Genomic DNA, 19403 nt, shown 5'->3' with positions numbered 1-19403 from the left:
CCACCGGCCGCCCGGGACAGCGCGGTCATCGGTCGGTCCGCTCGGCGGAGATGACGAGCCGCCACGCGACGTCACCGGACGCCGGCACCGTCGCCGCTTCGTGTGGTGCGGCCTCGGCCAGGTCGAAGACGCTGCCGAGCATCGGTTCGACTCCGATGCTGCGGTACGGCGCCGATGAAGGAAAACCGCCGAGGTTGCGCCACAGCGCCGTACCGGCCGGCTGGTTGTCCACCTCGAGCCGCATCCGGAGTGTGTCCGCCCCGTCGGTGACGCGTACGTCGGCGCACCCGAGGATCGCCCCCACCGCCGAGCCGTCGGCCGGTCCGAGCTGGGACAGTGGCAACCCCAGCGGCTCCGGCCAGCTTCCCGTCATCGTCGTGGCGCCGGTCGTCCACGCATCGCCGAGGATGGCCGCAGCCTCGGAGTAGACCAGCGCCGGCGTGCCAGGTGGGGCGACGAGTCGGGCCGAATCCGACACGTCGAGCAACGCGTGGCCCGCCCACAGGAAGCGGTAGCCCGGGTCCGCCGACAGTCGGTACGACGCGACAACGGCCCCGTCGACGTGCTCGATCCGGCGGCGCAGCACGAAATCGGCGCAGTCGACGACGGCATCTCCCTCGTCGTGCCGCCACGGTCGCGACCACGCACTTCCGTGGTCCGGCCTGCCGCGTACGGTCGGGACGCACTCCTCGAGCCCACCCACATCGACAAAATCCGCGCCGGGCCGGGCGTGCCCGCGCGCCGGATCCGGGCGGGACCACAGCCATTCGCGGCCACCGCCGGCCAGCGAGGTCCAGCGACCGCCACGGGCGAGGTCGACCTCCGCGGTCAGCGAGACCCGCCTGGCCGCCGGGGTGTCGCCTACCATTCGGCGAACGAGCCGTCGTCGTGTCGCCAGATGGGGTTGCGCCAGGCGTGGCCGGCCCGGTCGGCACGCCGTACGGCGGTCTCGTCCACCTCGATGCCCAGGCCGGGCCGCTCGAGCCGCCGCGCGTACCCGGCCACGAACGTGAAGACCGCGGGGTCGACCAGGTAGTCGAGCAGCCCGGCGTCCGTGTGGTAGTGGATGCCGATGCTGTGCTCCTGGATGAGGTGGTTCGGCGTCGCGAGCGCGACCTGCAGGCTGGCTGCCAGCGCGATGGGTCCGAGCGGGCAGTGGGGCGCGAGGTGTACGCCGTACGTCTCGGCCAGGGCCGCGATGCGCCGGGTCTCGGAGATGCCGCCGGCGTGGGAGAGGTCAGGTTGGACCACGGTCACGCCGGCCTGGAGGACGGGCAGGAATTCCGACCGCGAGTAGAGGCGTTCGCCGGTCGCGATCGGGATCGTCGTGGCTGCCACGACGTCCCGCAGCCGGTGCGAGTGCTCGGGCACCACCGGTTCCTCGGCGAACAGCGGGTACAGCTCCTCGAGCAGCGGGAGCACGCGGCGGGCGTCGGCCGCCGTGACCCGGCCGTGGAAGTCGAGGGCGAAGTCCCGGGACGGTCCGAGCACGTCGCGCGCGAGGGTCGCGCGCTCGACGACGGCGCGGATGTCGCCGAGGGATCCGCTCCTCGGGAACCGGCCGGTGGCGTTCATCTTGACCGCGGTGAAGCCGGCCTCGACCTGTGCCGTGAGTGCCTCCGCGAGCTCCGCGGGCTCGTCGCCGCCGACCCAGGCGTACATCCGGACCCGGTCACGTACGGGGCCACCGAGCAGTGCGTGTACGGGGGCGCCGTAGGTCTTGCCGGCGATGTCCCACAGGGCCTGGTCGATCCCGGCGACGGCGGACGACAGCACGGGTCCGCCACGGTAGAACCCACCCTTGGTCAGCACCTGCCAGTGGTCCTCGATGCGCAGCGGATCCTGCCCGACGAGCTGCTCGGCGAGCACCTCGACGGCGGCCCGTACGGGCTCGGCGCGCCCCTCGACGACCGGTTCGCCCCAGCCGACCACGCCGTCGTCGGTCTCGATGCGGCAGAACAGCCAACGCGGTGGCACGAGGAAGGTCTCGATGCGGGTGATCTTCATGGGCGCAGCTGGCGCTCGTCGCGCGCGGCCTGCTCCAGCAGTGCCCGCATGGCCTGCTCGGCGCGGTCGCCGTCGGCGGCCCGTACCGCGTCCAGCACCGCTCGGTGGGGCGGTAGGAAGTCGTCGCGGTGGCCCTGGGCGTGCACGATGAGATCCCGCGTGCGTAGTCCGATCTCGATGATGTGTTCCATCCGGACGAGCAGCTCGTTGTGTGTCGCGGCGAGCAGAGCGCGGTGAAACGCGAGGTCGGCGTCGATGACGGTCTCGGTGGTGGTGTCCGCCGTCACGGATGCGAGCGCGGCCTCGAGCGCGTCCAGGTCGGCCTCGGTTCGGCGGGCCGCGGCGAGGCGGGCTCCCTGCGGTTCGACGATGAGCCGTACCTCCGCCAGGTTGGCGAGGAACGCGTCATTGTCGGCGCCCTCGAACTGCCACTGCAGGACGTCCGGGTCCAGCAGACTCCAGTCCGTGCGTGGCCGAACGAAGGTGCCGCGCTTCGGCCGGGCGTCGACGAGGCCCTTCGCGGCGAGGACGCGCATCGCCTCGCGCACCACGGTGAGGCTCACGTCGTACTCCCGCTCCAGGCGGTCGATCTCGATGGTCGCGGCGGGTGGGAACTCGCCGGAGATGATGCGGCGACCGACCTCCCGCACGAGGTGCCCGTGGAGGCCACGGTCCGGGTAGTTGCTCACGCCGAGTCCTTCTTTGCCGACCAGCCGCCGTCGATGGTGATCGTAGTGCCGGTGATGTACGAGCTCTCGTCGCTGGCGAGGAACGCGACCGCGGCCGCGACCTCGTCGGGACGGCCGAACCGGTGCGCCGCGGTAGCCGCGACGCTGCGGTCGCGGGCAGCCTGGTCGATGCCGTCCCAGACCGGCGTGAGGATGGGCCCGGGCACGACGGCGTTGACCCGGACGTCCGGTCCGTACTCGACCGCGAGCTGACGGGCCAGCGCGAGGAGCCCACCCTTCGACGCCGCGTACGCGGGATGGCCGGGCAGCCCGTGTGTGGCGTGCACCGAGGACGTGAGCACCACCGACCCGTGGCCGCTGGCGCGCAGGAGCCCGAGGCACGAGCGCACACCGAGGTAGGCGGCCTTGAGGTTGACCGCGAGCTGCCGGTCCCAGTCCGCCTCGTCGAGTTCGTGCGCGGGGGCCGTGACCATCGCGGCGGCGTTGGAGAACAGGACGTCGAGACGCCCGAACTCGGCTCGGGCGAGGTCGGCGGCGGCCTCCCACGTCGCGGCCTGGGACACGTCACCGACCAGCCGCCGGACCGACGCGGCGTCGGAGCCGGTCACATCGGGTACCCGGTCCACGGCGATCACCGCTGCGCCCTCGGCGGTGAAGCGGTCCACGACGGCGGCACCGATTCCGGAGGCCGCGCCGGTGACGACCGCGACCCGACCGGAGAGCAGGCCCCGGCCGCCGGGCACGGGGGGCGTGGGTCCCTGGCTCACCGGGGCAGGCCGATCCGTCGTTCGCCGGAGCGCCGCTGCTGGATCACGACGGCGGCGACGAGGAGGCTTCCCTTGGCGACGTTCTGCCAGAAGGAGTTGACGCCGAGGATGTTGAGCCCGTTCTCGAGGACGCCGAGCAGGACGAGGGCGAGGACGGTGCCGGGGATCGTGCCGCGACCGCCCTGCATCGCGCACCCACCGAGGGCGGCGGCGGTGATGGAGTACAGCTCGAGTCCTTCGCTGCCGGACACCGGCTGCCCCGAGCCGGTCTTGGCGGTCAGCAGGATGCCCGCGAAGCCGGCGACGACGCCGGTGAGGCAGTAGGCGGCGATGATGTAGCGGTTCAGGTTGACGCCGGCGAGCCGGGCCGCCTTGTCGTTGCCGCCGATGGCGTACAGGTTCCGGCCGATGTCGGTGTACTTGAGCAGTACGTGCGCGGCCACCGCGATCAGGGCGAACACCCAGATGAGCGTGGGGATGCCGGCGATCGAGCCGCGCGCGATGAAGATGAAGATGGGGTCGGCGCCGGTGTAGCCCTGCGCCCGGCCGTCCGAGATCAACTGCGCGATGCCCTTGTAGGCGGCGAGCGTGGCGAGCGTGGCGATCACCGGGTTGACCCGGCCGTACACGATGATGACGCCGTTGACGAGCCCGCACGCGAGGCCCGCGGCGAGCGCGGACAGCAGGCCGGGGAACGGGCCGCCGGCGGAGGTGAAGACCATCGCGCAGGTCACCGACGTGAGGCCGGTGATCGAGCCGACCGAGATGTCCAGGCCACCGATGATGATCACGATGGTCTGGGCGACCGCGAGGACACCGGCGATGGCGATCGTGGTGCCGATCGTGCGCAGGTTGGCCGAGCCGAAGAACTCGGGCGCCTGAACTCCGATGATCGTGACGAGCACGGCGAGCGCGATCAGCAGCGACGTGTTCTGGTTGAAGGGAACCCGGAGCCGGGCGAACCGCGCGGCGGCCCCGTTCGTACCCGCGGCTCCGGGCTCGGCCGCGTGGTCCAGTCGCTGGTCGTTCTGTGTCTGGGTCATCAGGAAGCTCCGGTCAGGTGGTCGGCCATGGCGAGGGCGAGAACGCGTTCTTCGGTCGCCTCGCCGCGGGTCAGCTCGCCCGTGATTCGGCCGTTCTGCATGACGACAATTCGGTCCGAGAGGCCGAGGACCTCCGGCAGCTCAGAGGAGACGACGAGCACGGCGACGCCCTCGGCGGCAAGCGCGTCGATGGTCGCGTAGATCTCCGCCTTCGCGCCCACGTCCACGCCACGAGTCGGTTCGTCGAGGATGAGTACCTTCGGCTTGCGGGCCAGCCAGCGGACCAGCACCGTCTTCTGCTGGTTGCCGCCGGACAACTTCCTGACCTCGTGCTCGATCGACGGGGTACGCACGCGGAGTCGGGTGGCGAGGCCCTCGACGAGCTCACGTTCCGCGCCGCGGCGGACGAAGCGGAATCTGCTGAGGCGGTCGAGGACGGCCAGCGACGCGTTGTCCCGCACGGAGCGCTCGAGCAGCAGCGCGTCCGCCTTGCGCTCCTCGGGGGCGAGCCCGATCCCGGCATTGATGGCATCGCGCGGCGAGCGCAGCTCGATCGGCTGTCCGTCGACGAGCACCCGACCAGAACGGAGGGGAACGTCGCCGAAGATGGCTCGGGCCAGTTCCGAGCGTCCGGCGCCGACGAGCCCGGCGAGGCCGACGACCTCACCGGCCCGGACCTGGAGGCTGATCCCGCTGACGTCGTCGGTGGTGACGTCCTCGAGGGTGAGCACCACCCGTTCGTCGGCGGCGTGCGCGCGCACGAACATGCCGGACAGATCACGGCCGACCATGAGCCGGACGACCTCGTTCTCCGCCGTCGCGGCCGTGGACCTCTCGCCGACCAGCGCACCGTCGCGGAGGACGGCGATCCGGTCGGCGAGCTGGAAGATCTCGGCCATCCGGTGGGACACGTAGATCACCGCGACGCCACTGTCCCGCAATTGCCGGACCAGCGCGAACAGGGCGTCGGCCTCCCGGTCGGTCAGCGACGAGGTCGGCTCGTCGAGGGCGAGCACCTTGGGCGTGTCCACCAGCGCACGGGCGATCTCGACCAGTTGGCGCTGGGCCGGGGAGAGATCCTGACCCCGCGCCTCCGGCTGGAGCAGTCCCGCAAAGCCGAGCCGGCGCAGATGTTCGTCGGCCGCGGCGGTCAGCCTCTTCCGGTCGAACCGGCGTCCACCGCCCGTGGACACGTTGCCGACGAAGATGTTCTCGGCCACGGAGACGTCGCGGATGATCTCCGGCTCCTGGCTGATGATCCGGATACCGGCGCGCCGGGCCTTGGTGGGGGATCCCAGCGGCAGCGGCTCGTTGTCGAGTTCGACGGTTCCGCTGTCCGGCACATGTTCGCCGGCCAGGATCTTCAGCAGGGTCGACTTGCCGGCACCGTTCTCGCCCATGAGCGCGAGCACCTCGCCGGGGTTGCAGTCGATGCTGACGTCGCGCAGGGCAGGCAGGCCTGCGAAGCTCTTCGAGAGACCGCGAAGACGCAGCACAGGGACACCTCCTCTCGGGTAGGTCGGCAGGGAGATCAATCGCTGTCGAACAGGGCGGTGCCGGGGTGGGATACCGGATCTCCCGCCCCAGCACCGGCTCCCCGCGCTAGCTGCACTTGACCCCGGCGGACTGCCACGTGTCCTTGTTCACGATCGCGGTGTTGGCCACGGTCTTGGCCGGCAGGTCGACACCGTCGCGCACCTTCTTGACCAGTGCCTGCACCGCGGACGCACCGACCTCGCGCCCGTCGATGAACAGAGCTGACTTGAAACCGCTCGCGGTGCCCGCCTGCCAGTCCTTGCAGGCGAGGTAGGCGCCGAGGCCGACACCGATCACGTCGGTGGCGCCGAAGCGGGCGTTCGCCAGCGCGGTCACCACGCCGGAGACGTTCTCGTCGTTGCAGCCGTAGACGATCCAGTGCTTGACGCCGGCGTTCGCGGTGACCAGCGCTCCGGTCTTGTTCTGGGCGTCGACGGCGGAGTTGTCGGTGCCGAGCTTGATCACCTTGACCTCGGCGCCCGCGGCCGCCGCAAAGGCCTTGTCCGCGGCGTTGACCCGGTCCTGGCACACCGACAGGTCCTGCTTGTAGGCACTGATGATCCGGGTGTCGGCCGCCGACCAGCCGGACTGCTTGAACAGCGTGCCCGCCTCGGTCCCGACCTTCTCGCCCATGGCGGTGCCGTCGAAGCCGGCGAACGGCGCCTCGGCGCCGGCGGCGTCCTTGATGACGTCGTCCGAGGCGATCAGGGGGATGCCGGCCTGCTTCGCCTTGTCGATGACCTGGGGGCCGATGAGCTGGTCGGGTACGACGATGGCGATGGCGTCGAACTTCTGCGCGATGACCTGGTCGAGAGCGTTGATCGCCTTGTCCGAGTCGGTGCCCAGGTCGAACATGCTGACCTCGACGTCGCCCAGCTCGGTCGCCTTGGCCTTGGCGCCGGCGCCTTCGTCCACGAAGTACTGCTGGTCGCCCTGCTTCTGCAGGTAGGCGATCTTGATCTTGCCGGATTTCGGCTTGCTGTCGCCGCTGCCGGCGGCGGTGTCGGCCTGCCCAGACGAACACGCGGTGAGCATCGAGGCGAGGGCGAGGGCGGCGGCGGAGGCCGCCGCCCAACGGGTGCGCTTCATGACGCACGAGCTCCTTTCAGTACGGCGACCGACTGCCCTCGGCACCACCTAGCGCCGTGGCCTACATCGACCCCATCTGGCCGGCGCCCTGCGCGCCGAGGCGTTGATCACCCTGGCAGCCGGTAACAGGCCCGTCAAGAAGTATTCATAAAAAAGCAATAATGGGCCCCGGGGGCGTCGTGCCTGGCCGGTGGGGACGCCGACCGCGGGCTATCGTGTCCGCCCACCGGTACGGGTGCGGAGGGGCCAGCATGGCGGGACTGAAACGAGGGCAAGCCGTGACGATCAGCAAGCTTGATGTCGCCCAACGGGTCGAGGCGGACCTGGGCGAGGGGCCGACCTGGAACCCGGCGGCGAGCCGCCTGATCTGGGTAAACGTTCTCGACGGCGAGGTGCACCAGCTCGATCCCGCCACCGGAGCCGACGACGTGCTCCGGACGGATCAACACGTCGGCGCAGCCAAGCCGCGAACCGCCGGCGGCCTGGTCGTCAACCTGCGTGACGGCATCGGCCGGTACGACTCAGCTGGCAGCTTCGACTGGCTGGTCACCTGGCCGGAGGACGGCGTGCGGGGCAACGACGCCGCCGTCGACCCCACCGGGCGGCTGTGGGCCGGGACGATGCGCTACGACGCCGCGCCGGGCGGCGGCGCGCTGCGGCGGGTGGACGCCGCCGGCGACACGGTTGTCGTCCTCGACGACGTCACCATCAGCAACGGCCTCGGCTGGAGCCCGGACGGGTGCCGCATGTACTACGTGGACACCGCGACCAACCGCATCGACGTCTTCGACGTCGACGTTCACACCGGCCTGGTCCACGACCGCCGGCCGCTGGCCACCGTCGACGCCGGTGGCGGGGCGCCGGACGGGCTGACGGTCGATGCCGACGGCTGTGTCTGGGTGGCCCTGTGGGGCGGTTCGGCCGTGCACCGGTACACCCCCGACGGCACGCTCGACCGCATCATCCGGGTGCCGGTCAGCCAACCGACCGCCTGTGCGTTCGGCGGTCCGGCCCTGACGGATCTCTTCATCACCACCGCACGCCACGGACTCGACGACGCGTCGCTGGCCGATCAACCGCTCGCCGGCTCCGTGCTCGTGCTCCCGGACGCCGGCGTCGGCCTCCCGGCGCAGCCCTTTGCCGGGTGACGAGCAGGCGATGCCGGATTGAGGCGCATTGAGGTCGCAACGGTGACGGCGTGGCGCGCCTGTTCAGCGACGAGCCTGACCCACGGGGTGTATAAGTATTACCGAAGGAGTCCGGGTAATGCTTATATCGACGACCGCTTGGCAGGCGCTGACGGAAGCCGGAGTCGCGCTCATTCCGCGCGACGCGGACCGCGTCGAGCTGACGTACGGCAACACCCGCGCCACGCTGACCGTCATTGCGTCCCCAACCCCGCTGAGCCCTCGTGACATCGCTGCCCTGGTCAGCCGCCATGCTGAACCTTGTCTGATCATCGTTCCGGCGGCCACGCCCGGCGTTCGAGAAGCAGTGGAGGCGGCGGGCTGGTCCTGGCTGGCCGAGGGCGGGCAGCGGATTACGGGGGTGCTGCGCATCGGCAGGGAACGGATCGCACTGCAGCCTCCGGCAGAAGCGGTTAAGCGGTCCGCCAAGCCCGGCCAGGTGCCGTGGGGCACCTTCACCCTGATTCGCCGGATGATTCAGCGTCCGTACGCCAGCCAGCAGGAACTGGCCGCCCTCGCCGGCGTCTCCCAGCCCCGGGTGTCCCAGGCCCTGCGTGCCCTTGCCGAGGAGGAGATCGCGCACCGCACGTCGAACGGGTGGACGGTCCGGGACATCGATGCGGCGATCCGGTGGTGGTTGGGGAGCTATCCCGGGCCGGGTGGGATCAGCACGTACTGGTACGGCTTGCCGCCAGTCGTTGAGCAGGCCCGGGCGGTGGTCGAGTTGGTCGCGGCAGCCGATCGGCCCGGCGTGGCGGTATCCGGAGATGTCGCGGCTGACCTCATCGCTCCCTGGCGTGCCCCGGCTCGCGCCATGCTCTACGCCCGTACCGGCGTGGACCTGGCCGGTGCGGGCTTTGTCCCCGCAGGCGAGGAGGAGGCAACGCTCGAATTCACCGTGCCGAAGGACCCCGGGCTGTGGCAGCCGTCCGTGGAGGAGGTAACGGTCGGTCTTCCCCTTGCCGACCCACTGCAGATCCTCTGGGACGTGCGGCGTTCGCCGGGCCCCGACAGCGAGGAGGCGGCGGAGCGCGTGTGGGACGCGCTCCGCCGCCGTCACCGTGAGCGGGGGTACGCGGCATGACGGGTCAGATGCCAGCGCGTCCGGTCCCGGCCGAGCCTCGACCTGTCTCCTCGTCTCCACCAGCCGGGCCGCCGACGCCGGATTTCTGACGCTCGCGGACCTGGCCCACATCACCACCTCCCTTGACCTCGACTACCGGATCGTCGGTGGCCACATGGTCACGCTGCTCGTGGCGCTACACGGGGTCTCCGCGCAGGTGCCGATGCGCGAGACCGCTGATGCCGACTTCGCCGCGTTGCCCACCGTCATCGCCGACCCTCGCCTCCCGGCAGCTCTCATCGAGCGCGGCTACCGATCCCGGGAGGCAGCCAACCGGTTCGCGCGCGACACGGACGATCCAGACGGCCAACTGAGCCTGGTGATCGACATCCTCGCGCCGTCGTACCAGGGTGCACTGGTACCCAACCAGCGCCACGGGGACCTCGTGGTCGACGAGGTGCCCGGCCTCATACTCGCCCTGCATCGCCCCGCCGAGTTGCTGGACGTCCGCGTCCAGCTCACCAGCGGTGTAGACCTGAGCCTGCGCCTCGCGCTCCCGGACGTGACGTCCGCGCTCTGTCTGAAGGCCGTCGCCTACCGGGGCCGGTTCGCCGCCAAGGACGCGGTCGACCTGTGGCGGCTCATCCATGCGGCGTACGCCGCCGGGTTGCGAGCCGCGGACTGGCCGACCAGCGTCACCGGGCGCCAGGCCGCCGACGTGCTGCACCGGTTCTTCGGCACGCCCGCAGCGGCCGGTCTCAAGCAGATGTCTGCCAACTCTGCGGACCGGACGCGGATGCAGGCCCTGGTCCGCCAGGTGGTGTCGGCCAGGTAGTCCCTGGTCGCGAGACACCTCTGGTTCGGGATGTCGGATCTCGGACAGTTTGGCGTGCTTCCCACCCGCCTTGCCCACCCCAAAAGGGCTCATTGTCATTCGCCTCTAGCCGTGTCGCTCGCTACGAGGCGTGGGCCATTACGGCGACTGACCAGGTCAAACGGTTGCTGGCCCACGACTACTTGCACCACAGCAATATCAACTTCCGAGGCTATTGACAGCGCAAACAGGGCGGCGCGGACCGGCTAAACGGCTGATCAGTTGGGGGTCCCGCTGGCAGGACTCAGGGCGATATGGTCCGGGCACCGTCAGTGGGAAGTGGGGTGACGGTGCTTACCGAGCTGGCTTTGCCGCCTCGGGCCGAGGCGGGGCGCGTGCTCTTGGCGGTTCTGACAGACGTGCGCTCCGGCGATGACCGTGGCGTCGTCGACCTCTTGCCGTGCGTGGCACGCAAGTCGACACCTGTCATGCGCGCTGCCGTCGAGCGCGCAACCGCTGCAAGGCGCAAGGCCCTGCCGCAACTTGCGCACGTTCTGCAGGAAGGGATCTAGGATGTCTCGCTGGGAAGCGTACGACGCCTGGAATGGAGCTATCGCCGAGGTCTTCTTTTCAGAAGAGCTTGGGGGTCAGCCCGTATACATCGACCTAGACAACGACACAGTTCCGTTGCTCGCCGAGAAGACCGGGACCCCATCTGACGAGGTCGAGGAGGCGCTGGCCACAGCTGTACGGGAGGTGCTGCGGCTCGGCGGGAGCCGCAGCGGGACCTTCGTTGAGGTCTTTACGCATCTCACCACCTGGCTAGGAACTTGGCGACGCACTGCCCATACATCCCGTCCAGATCTCAATCCACCCCCTGTCCTGGCTCTGCTGGCCGTGTTCAGCATGGCTGCCGAGCGGATGGGCCGCGATGCCGACATGGGGCCCAACAACTACTTCGGCAGGCTTGCTCAGCTCCTCGGCGTCAGGGATGAGCACGAGAAGCAGCGGCTCAAGTCGCATTACCGCCAGCACGTCGTGTTCTTCTGGAATGTGCTATCGACCTGGCTAACCGGGTTGGACGGCATGCGAGGCCTCCCTTCGGCCGTGGCCGTCTCTCACCGATACATCGGTCTCTCCATCTCGCAGGCTCTGGTTCGCGAGCATGACCGCAGCAAGTTGCCGAGATTCTTCACCGACTACGGGCTTCATCCTGGGCAGGAAGTGGCACCCCACGAGGTGCAGCCTCTCCTAGACGAATGGATCCGACGAGACCCACCTCCGATCAGCAAGAATCTCGCTACGCTCTGGACCCGGCATGCGGCAACGCGAGAACGCATCGCAAGCGTCGTCTCGCTCGAGTTGCAGAACTGGGACGGCGGAGGGGTCGAGGTAACCCCGCTGTCGGCTGGGGCGGGTCGGCCCCGCGGCGAGGTTAGGCTCGTTGCCTTGACTCGGTCCGGCATCTTCGGCAGCAGCGTGGAGATCAGCGTCGTCGCTCGTATTCCTGGGCCCCCTGAGCCTCGCAGTATGCAGATCGACAGCGCGGTCGGCGACGAGAAGCCCGTCCTCGACTTTATGCCGTGGGTGAATGGGTGGCACCGCCTTCCGCGCCCGGCTGGCCTCGAGAAGTCATCGATCCTCGACGGCGTGCTCGTTCTGTCTGGCGAGGATGACCAGACAATCCAACGGCGGCCTCGACGAGTGGTGCCGCTGCGCAAGGACGAAACTCTCGGCCTGTTCCTCGAAGCTGAGCGGTTGCAGCTGGCCGAAGACGGCCTGATCTTCGCATCCGATGCGCTCGCGGGGGAGGTCGCAAAGGTGCTGGAGCAGGTAGCTCGTTCGGGATTCCAACGCGTGGACGGCGGATCGGAGGGAGTGCCGGTCGGCTGGGTGCTCTTCCGGGATGTGCAGATCCTGGGCTTGCTACCGCCCGAGATCAGGTCCCGAGCGCGCGCCGACATTAACGTACTGCTGCCGTCGGTGTCTTCTCAGCTGGCCTTCGCCGAGGGACTCAAACTGCCGGGGCGGCTGCGAAAGTTCTCGGCGTACGCACCGCCTGAGATCCGCGCAGTGTCGGCCGGGGCAGAGCACATCCGGCTTCGGGTGGCGCGCCGAGACGTCGAGAACCTCGAGGGCGACGTGGACACAGGCGCCCTGGACCGGGTGGTCTGCGAACGTGAGGCCGACGGTGCGGCGCTGATCCTGCATACCGCCGATGAGCATCTCCCCGTCGGTGACTATGAGGCCCTGCTCTTTGTCGACGACGGGAACGATCCAACGCAGCGCCTGCCCTTCCTGCTGCGGTCGGCTGACTCCGTAGACCTCGCGATGTGGAGCCGCAGCCGGCGCTTGGCGCAGCAGCCCGCAGTCCACCAGGGGTGGTCTGCGCTAAGCGCGGAACACTACGAGGAAGTCTCGTCGCCCGTTATCGACGGGGCCGTCGCGACCGAGGCGCCGCCGCTGTCCCTAACCGCGCGGGCACCCCGCTCCGTCTGGTGGACGCAGCGCCGGCGAATCGAGTACGGCGAGGTGGCGAGCGCGGTCTTGACTACCCCTGACCCGGCGTCGTGTCTCGTCACCGGAGCCCACTACTACGAACTGCCGTACGCGAGCACGGCGTTTGTATCCGGGGTGTGCCGCAACTGCGGTCTGGTGAAGCGGTTCCCGAACAATCACTGGGCCGCCCAGAGCAGCAAGCGGGCCCGTGACAAGGTTGAGGCTAAGTATCGTGTTGACGTCCACGACATCGAGCCGGTGCAGGCGGAGCCTTTGACCTGGGACGTTGGCCTGGACGCGCTCATGCACGCCGGTGGTGGCGCGATGTCTGCTCTTGAGCGCATCGCGCTGCAAATCGAGGGTTCGCTGCTCTTCGTCGACTCGTTCACTCGGACTCTGGAGGCCCTTGCCCACATCGCAGTCCGACGGGACGAGCGGACTCTTGAGCCGGTTGAGTGGGAGATTGCACCCCCTGCCTTTGCTCAGCTCGCCGACGGTGCCTACCTGCTGACGGGCTACTGGCCGCCAAGCTACCTCGAAACTCTTGAGGAACTGGCGGACGGAGCTGGGGGCAAGGTCCGCGTCGAGACGACGGGCCCCGGACCGCGCCGACGGACCCTCAGCGGGCTGTCGCCTATGGCTGCTCAGGAGCTGGCTGACGCGATGGGCGACGTCACGGTCGCCGAGGACGCCGCGCGGGCCATTCTCCGCGCGGCACCGGACCTCAGCGCGTTGGGGGCAGCGCTGCCGGCAGTCACCATGCCGGGTGCCCGCCGGATCCAACAATTCCACCTCGGCTCCGCCGCCTGGGTCCCCCAGCATCACGCCGAGGCGTTGGGCGCCTTCCGCCTTGAGTCGTTCGGCAGCACCTACGTAATGCGACGAGAGTCGGACCTCGTGAACGGAACGGCGCGGGTAGGAACGGCGCAACTGGTTAAGCACCTGGAGGCGCTGCGGGCCAGACGGCCGCTGCTGGCATACGACCCAGCAGCACGAGTGCTTGACGTGCCGCTCGGCGCTGACTTGCCCGGGCTGTACGGCCGGGCGGCGGTCCTGTGCGCGGGGCGGCCACCGACGCCGATCAAGGACCGCCGGCTTCTTCGCTACCAGGACGTCCCGGCCGACGTCGCCGACATGCTCGCCACCCGTCTCGTCAACTGAGGATCCACATGACCGAGCGCATCTTAACCGTCGACAACGCCGCCTCATCCACGTTCCCGGTACCCACACAGGTCTACGGTGAGCTCCGCGACGCGTACCTGCGGTACTTCGACACAGCATTCTGGTTGCGGGACGAGCCGCTCCGGCGGGAGCGACGGCAACTGCTGCAGGAACCCGGCCTGATCTTCACCGATATCCTGCTTGAGCCGGTCGTGCCATACGATGCGGACTACCCGCTGAGGGATGCGGCAGAGGCGGCGGGCCTCGACGCCGCGGCGGCTCGCATAGTCGGCGAGGCGTTGTTTGGCGACTTCGTCGCCCCCGGCGAAGAGATCTTCCTGCGGCGCCACCAGGCCGAGGCGCTCATCCACTCGCTCAGGCCTGGCGAAGGACGGCGGAACGTCGTCGTCACGTCCGGTACAGGTTCTGGCAAGACGGAATCCTTCCTGCTCCCGGTGCTCGCCCGACTCGTTCGTGAGGCGCTCTCCTGGCACCGTCAGCCTGCCCCGGATCGTTGGTGGCAGGCACCGGACAACGCGCTGCAGTGGCGGCCGCTGCGCGACCTGGAGAACCGGCCCGCCGCCCTGCGGACCGTCGTCCTCTATCCGACGAACGCGCTCGTCGAGGACCAGATCGGCCGGCTCCGCCGGGCATTGCGTCGGATCGACGCGACAGGACAGGTTGCACCGCTGTGGTTCGGTCGATACACGGGTGCCACTCCCGGATCCGGCAACCGGCCGGGTTCCGGCGACCGATCGAAGGTCCGAGACGCCGCGACCGAGATTCGGAGCACCGAACAGGACTACCAGGCGCTCGTACGTGCCTATGAGGATGACACGGACCGCCGCGCGGTCGAGCAGATGCTGTCGCAGTTCTCCGACCCTACCCTTGGTGAGATGGTCACAAGGTGGGACATGGTCGCCTCGCCACCCGACATCATGGTGACCAACTACTCCATGCTCAACGCAATGCTAATGCGCGACATCGAGCAGGAGCTCTTCCAGAAGACGGCAGACTGGCTTGCCGCCGACCGGCAGAACAACGTCTTCACCATTGTGATCGACGAGATGCACCTGTACCGGGGGACGCAGGGGAGCGAGGTTGCGATGGTCGTCCGCAACCTGCTCTCCCGCATTGGTCTCGACGCGGACTCCCCGCAACTGCGCTGCCTAGCCACCAGCGCATCGCTAAGCGACGACGAAAAGGGCGGCGAATACCTGGAGCAATTCTTCGGGGCGCCGCGCTCGACCTTCCACGTCACCGCGGGTGTGCCGCGACCGGTGCCCTCCCGCGAGCCGCTGTCGCGCGCCGAGTTCGAGGAGATTGCACGAACGCTCCCCGAAGAACCGGCGGTTCGGTCTGCTGCCCTGGCCGCCCTTGCGGACAAGCATCGCCTGTCGGAGGCGGTCGCTGCGGCCTGCCGCGAGAAGCCGGACCATCCCTTGCGAGCCACACGTCTTCCCGTCATCGAGGAGAGGCTGTTCGATGAGGCCGCGGACGGCGGCACCGCGATGGACGTTGTGCTGTCGGCGATCGCCGAAGCGGGGAGCGGCCCCGCCAGCATCCCGCTGCGCGCCCACATGTTCGTCCGCACGGCGAGCGGCCTCTGGGCATGCGCGAACCCGACCTGCGACCAGGTCGCACCCGAGCACGCCTACGCCGGACGCGCGATCGGCAAACTCTTCAGCCGCCCGGCCACCACCTGCCCGTGCGGTGGTCGGGTTCTGGAGGTGCTGTATTGCTTCGACTGTGGGGAGGTCAGCCTCGGCGGCTACATCATCGAACGGCACACGGCCAGCAATCCGCCGGAGCTGGTCATCGGCTCTAACCCCGTCGAGATCCCGTCGCCGCAGACGCGCCCGGTCAATATGCGGCCACTCAGCCAGTACGTTTGGTACTGGCCTGGGCAATCAGCGACTGGCACTTGGCAGCACAAAATGCCGCAGGGCCGAAGCGCGACCTTCAGCTTCCGGCCGGTGGAGCTGGATCCCACATCCGGCCGCATCACCGCCACGATGACGAGCGCCACCGGGTTCACCCTGGCGGTCTCCGGCCTCGGCGTGACCAGCACGGCGAAACCGCCCGCCCTTCCAGAACGCTGCCCGCGGTGCGATGCCAAGAACTACAACGGGGACCCCCGGCGATTCTGGCGCGGCATTGTCCGGTCGCCTATCCGTGGCCACCGCTCCGGTCAGTCGCAGGCCATCCAGTTGTACCTGTCGCAGCTCTTCCGGAGCATGGGTTCCACCGCGGCCGAGTCCCGCACCATTCTGTTCACCGACAGCCGCGACGACGCAGCCCGCACCGCCTCTGCAGTCGCCCGGAACCATCATCGGGATCTGGTGCGTCAGCTCATCCGGCACGAGCTTGAGCAGCGCCAGCCTGATCCGGTCGATCTGGTGTTCAAGTCGACAAAGGAGCCGCTGGCCCCGGACGAGCTCCCTGCCCTGATGACGTTCCAGCAACAACATCCGGACGTCTTCGCCGCGGCCATGCGGGTAGCCGTGACCGCGGCGTCCCCAAGTGACGACGCACTCATTGCCAAGTACCGGCAGGCGAATGATCCTGCGGCGCGGATCCCCTGGACGCAAGCAGCCATCCGGCTGGAAGCGAGCATGCTCGCACTCGGGATTCACCCAGCCGGACCAGCACGATCAGTGCGGGAGTGGCAGGACGAGCCATGGTATCGAATCTTCGATCCTCCCGAGCCGGAGCTGTGGAGCCCGCTCGCCCCCCATACACGCATGGCGGGCGTCCAGCTCTACCGGCAAATGCTCGCCACTGGCATGGCGGAGGCGGTGTTCGACCGGGCCCGCCGCGACCTAGAGTCCACCGGGTTGGTGACGGTCGAGCCGCGCGCTCCGCAGCTCTCTGGCAGCGGCGTTGACTCGGAAACGAGCCTACAGATTCTGCGCTCGGTCATTCGGATCATGGGCATCCAAGGACGGTATGCGGGCGGCCAGTGGTTCAGCCCCAAGACCGAAATGCCACGACCCGTCCGGACCTACGTCCACGCGGTTGCCGACAAGCTGGGCGTCGACCGAAGTGGGCTCGAGGTTTGGGTAACGCGCGAGATCCGCGACCGCATCGCACCGGACTGGGGGCTTCGCGTCAACAGCGCCGATGCGCCGTTCGTGCTGGTGAAGGGCAGCGATGCTGTCTGGGTCTGTCCCAAATGTAACTACCGGCACCTGCATGCGTCCGCGGGCGTGTGCGCCGCACGGGGCTGCCACCACGTCGGACTTGAGCAGCGGCCCGGAGACCCGATCGAGCAGGACTACTATGCCTGGCTCGCCGACCTGCCTCCGCGACGTATGGCCGTCGCGGAGCTGACCGGGCAGACCAAGCCCCTGGCGTTGCAGCGAAAGCGCCAGCGCTGGTTCAAGGAAGCGCTGCTCAAACCCCCGACCGAGAACCGCCTGACCACGCCGCTGGACGTTCTCAGCGTAACGACCACCATGGAGGTGGGCGTTGACATCGGCTCGCTGCGTTCGACCATCATGGCGAACGTTCCGCCGCAACGATTCAACTACCAGCAACGCGTCGGTCGGGCAGGTCGGCAGGGGCAGCCTTACTCATACGCCCTGACCGTCGCCCGCTCCCGCACCCATGACGACTACTACTTCAACGCCACCGAGCGGATGACCGGCGACACGCCCCCGCAGCCGTTCCTCGACCTCCGGCGGACGCGAATCGCGCGTCGCGTGATCGCGGCTGAGCTGCTGCGTCGGGCCTTCGCCGCCAGCGATCCGGCCCCGGAGCGCAGCCCGGACAGCATTCACGGGATCTTTGGCACGCGCGATGAATGGCCGAACTACCGCCCGCAGGTTCAAGCATGGCTGGCTGCGGCACCGGATGTCCCTGCGGTCGTCGCTGCGCTGACGGTCCGATCGGGCATCGCCCCCAGCGAGATCAAGGAACTGGAGCGGTGGGCCGGCGCCGATCTGATCGGCGACATCGATGCGGCTGTCTCCAACCCCTTCTACCAACAGAAGGAGCTCAGCCAGATCCTGGCCAATGCCGGCGTGTTGCCGATGTTCGGGTTCCCGACGCGGGTGCGCTATCTCTACAAGAACCACCCGAGGGACAAGCGGCAGCTTGAGGCAGCGGCGGTTTCTGACCGATCGCTCGACATGGCAATCGGCAGCTTCGTCCCAGGCGCAGAGGTCGTCCGGGACGACGAAATCCACACCGCGATGGGATTTGCCGCCTACGAAATCAAGGGGAACGCCGTCTTGCCCGTCGACCCGCTTGGCACGCCCATCAGTGTTAGCCGGTGCGAGGCCTGCGGCAGCACTTCACTGGCCGGGCCCGCCGGCACTTGCGCAGTCTGTGGCGGAACGGTGAACACGTTTGATATGTACCAGCCGCTCGGTTTCCGGACGGACTACCGGCCGCGTGACTACGACGTCGACGGGGAGACGGTAGCCGTTGTCGGTGCGCCCGAGCTGGCGATCGCCTCGGAACCAAGCCGCTCGTCGTCGGTCGGCGGCCTCCTCGTCGAGGTGTATGAGATGGCCGACATCCTCCGCATCAACGACAACCTCGGTCGGCTCTTCCCGATGGAGGATGCGGTCGACCGCAGCGTCGTCGTGACCGACCAATCTCTCTACAGCAACGAAGTCTTCATCCCCAAAACCCGGGGACGGCGCGGCGAGGCCGCTATCGGTGATGTCCGCAAGACCGACGCCCTCGTCGTCACCCTCAACCGGCTGGCTCTGCCCGGTGGCATCATCCCCACCACGCGGGAGGTCCAGCCGGCCGGACTTCCGGCGCTATGGTCGCTGGCCGAGGTGCTGCGCAGGGGCTTTCAAGCAGAGTTGGACGTGGACTCCAGCGAACTGACCGTTGGTCTCAGCCCCGCCCGGGTAGGCGACGAACAGACCCACCGCATCTTCGTCGCGGACAGCCTAGAGAACGGTGCTGGCTACGCTTCGCTCCTCGGCCAACCCGAGTTCTTCACGCAGGTGCTCAGTCGCGTGCTCGAGGACCTGCGACAGCGTTGGCAGGCAAGTCGCCATGCCGTGGAATGCACGATGTCGTGTCCCGACTGCCTCAGGTCCTTCGACAACCAGCGGATTCATGGCGCGTTGGACTGGCGACTCGCGCTTGACATGGCCGAACTTGGATTAGGCCGGGAGGTGGACTGGGGGCGTTGGCTTGATCGCGGTGACGTCCTGACCCGGGGTTTCATCAACTCCTTCGGGCAGTACGGCATCGAGCGGCACCAGGTGAACGAACTTTGGGTGCTGTCGAGCCGCGCTCGGCAGAAGGCGGTGGTCCTCGTCCACCCGTTGTGGCGTACCGATCCGGTGTTCTTCCGTCTGGAGCAGGCCGAGGCAGTGCGCCATGTGCAGGAGACGTTTCAGGATGTAAAGACGGCGGATCTCTTCGAGCTCGACCGGACGCCTGTGGCGGTGGCTGGACGCTTGCTGTCTTCGGCATGACGGACACCCTCCTCTGCGGCGGAAACACCGCCGCGTCTGGACCTCTTCGGCCGCTACGGGTCGAACAAGTGCCAGCGCTTCCGTAAAATGCCCGAGCTGTC

At 68.7% G+C, this 19403-nt stretch carries 12 protein-coding genes; 5 read left to right on the top strand and 7 right to left on the bottom strand.

Translation table 11 applies throughout. The annotated features are described in order from the left end of the window. Window positions 1–25: 25 nt before the first annotated feature. The 7 genes from ACIBPB_RS00465 to ACIBPB_RS00435 all read right to left on the bottom strand — a co-directional run bounded on the left by ACIBPB_RS00465 (window position 26) and on the right by ACIBPB_RS00435 (window position 7131). Window positions 26–868 (bottom strand): hypothetical protein, encoded by an 843-nt coding sequence (locus ACIBPB_RS00465; RefSeq protein ID WP_396837515.1) that lies wholly within the window; start codon window positions 866–868, stop codon window positions 26–28. Beyond that, window positions 862–2007 (bottom strand): galactonate dehydratase, encoded by a 1146-nt coding sequence (gene dgoD, locus ACIBPB_RS00460; RefSeq protein WP_396837514.1) that lies wholly within the window; start codon window positions 2005–2007, stop codon window positions 862–864. Before dgoD ends, ACIBPB_RS00465 begins: the two co-directional genes overlap by 7 nt. Then, a complete protein-coding gene (locus ACIBPB_RS00455) occupies window positions 2004–2696 on the bottom strand; it encodes a FadR/GntR family transcriptional regulator (protein WP_396837513.1) in 693 nt (230 codons plus the stop codon). Before ACIBPB_RS00455 ends, dgoD begins: the two co-directional genes overlap by 4 nt. Continuing rightward, window positions 2693–3463 (bottom strand): SDR family NAD(P)-dependent oxidoreductase, encoded by a 771-nt coding sequence (locus ACIBPB_RS00450; protein WP_396837512.1) that lies wholly within the window; start codon window positions 3461–3463, stop codon window positions 2693–2695. Before ACIBPB_RS00450 ends, ACIBPB_RS00455 begins: the two co-directional genes overlap by 4 nt. After that, window positions 3460–4506: an ABC transporter permease gene (locus ACIBPB_RS00445; RefSeq protein WP_396837511.1), complete on the bottom strand. Its 1047-nt coding sequence runs from the start codon at window positions 4504–4506 to the stop codon at window positions 3460–3462. The genes ACIBPB_RS00450 and ACIBPB_RS00445 overlap by 4 nt, the downstream gene beginning before the upstream one ends. Next, window positions 4506–6002, bottom strand: coding sequence for a sugar ABC transporter ATP-binding protein (locus ACIBPB_RS00440; RefSeq protein WP_396837510.1), 1497 nt, complete (start codon window positions 6000–6002; stop codon window positions 4506–4508). Before ACIBPB_RS00440 ends, ACIBPB_RS00445 begins: the two co-directional genes overlap by 1 nt. 106 nt (window positions 6003–6108) lie before the next feature. Then, on the bottom strand, window positions 6109–7131 hold the full coding sequence (locus ACIBPB_RS00435) for a substrate-binding domain-containing protein (RefSeq protein ID WP_396837509.1): 1023 nt from the start codon (window positions 7129–7131) through the stop codon (window positions 6109–6111). A 278-nt stretch (window positions 7132–7409) separates the two neighbouring features. On the opposite strand from ACIBPB_RS00435, the gene ACIBPB_RS00430 reads away from it, so the two are divergent. The 5 genes from ACIBPB_RS00430 (at window position 7410) to ACIBPB_RS00410 (ending at window position 19302) form a co-directional block, all read left to right on the top strand. Next, on the top strand, window positions 7410–8279 hold the full coding sequence (locus tag ACIBPB_RS00430; protein WP_396837508.1) for an SMP-30/gluconolactonase/LRE family protein: 870 nt from the start codon (window positions 7410–7412) through the stop codon (window positions 8277–8279). Window positions 8280–8397: 118 nt separating this feature from the next. Further along, a complete protein-coding gene (locus ACIBPB_RS00425) occupies window positions 8398–9402 on the top strand; it encodes a hypothetical protein (RefSeq protein ID WP_396837507.1) in 1005 nt (334 codons plus the stop codon). Further along, a complete protein-coding gene (locus ACIBPB_RS00420; RefSeq protein WP_396837506.1) occupies window positions 9380–10216 on the top strand; it encodes a hypothetical protein in 837 nt (278 codons plus the stop codon). Before ACIBPB_RS00425 ends, ACIBPB_RS00420 begins: the two co-directional genes overlap by 23 nt. A 552-nt stretch (window positions 10217–10768) precedes the next feature. Beyond that, a complete protein-coding gene (locus tag ACIBPB_RS00415) occupies window positions 10769–13855 on the top strand; it encodes a hypothetical protein (RefSeq protein WP_396837505.1) in 3087 nt (1028 codons plus the stop codon). Window positions 13856–13863: 8 nt separating this feature from the next. Further along, window positions 13864–19302: a DEAD/DEAH box helicase gene (locus tag ACIBPB_RS00410; RefSeq protein ID WP_396837504.1), complete on the top strand. Its 5439-nt coding sequence runs from the start codon at window positions 13864–13866 to the stop codon at window positions 19300–19302. Window positions 19303–19403: the final 101 nt, after the last annotated feature.

This window comes from Micromonospora sp. NPDC049836, from assembly GCF_044465125.1.
GTDB lineage: Bacteria > Actinomycetota > Actinomycetes > Mycobacteriales > Micromonosporaceae > Micromonospora.
Note: the sequence above shows the minus strand (reverse complement) of the source record. Positions and strands in the feature narration are given on the sequence as shown.

Excerpts from the sequence above, each read along its gene's own strand:
- ACIBPB_RS00465 (WP_396837515.1), bottom strand. The coding sequence starts at position 868 with ATGGTAGGCGACACCCCGGCGGCCAGGCGGGTCTCGCTGACCGCGGAG.
- dgoD (WP_396837514.1), bottom strand. The coding sequence starts at position 2,007 with ATGAAGATCACCCGCATCGAGACCTTCCTCGTGCCACCGCGTTGGCTG.
- ACIBPB_RS00445 (WP_396837511.1), bottom strand. The coding sequence starts at position 4,506 with ATGACCCAGACACAGAACGACCAGCGACTGGACCACGCGGCCGAGCCC.
- ACIBPB_RS00435 (WP_396837509.1), bottom strand. The coding sequence starts at position 7,131 with ATGAAGCGCACCCGTTGGGCGGCGGCCTCCGCCGCCGCCCTCGCCCTC.
- ACIBPB_RS00425 (WP_396837507.1), top strand. The coding sequence starts at position 8,398 with ATGCTTATATCGACGACCGCTTGGCAGGCGCTGACGGAAGCCGGAGTC.
- ACIBPB_RS00415 (WP_396837505.1), top strand. The coding sequence starts at position 10,769 with ATGTCTCGCTGGGAAGCGTACGACGCCTGGAATGGAGCTATCGCCGAG.
- ACIBPB_RS00410 (WP_396837504.1), top strand. The coding sequence starts at position 13,864 with ATGACCGAGCGCATCTTAACCGTCGACAACGCCGCCTCATCCACGTTC.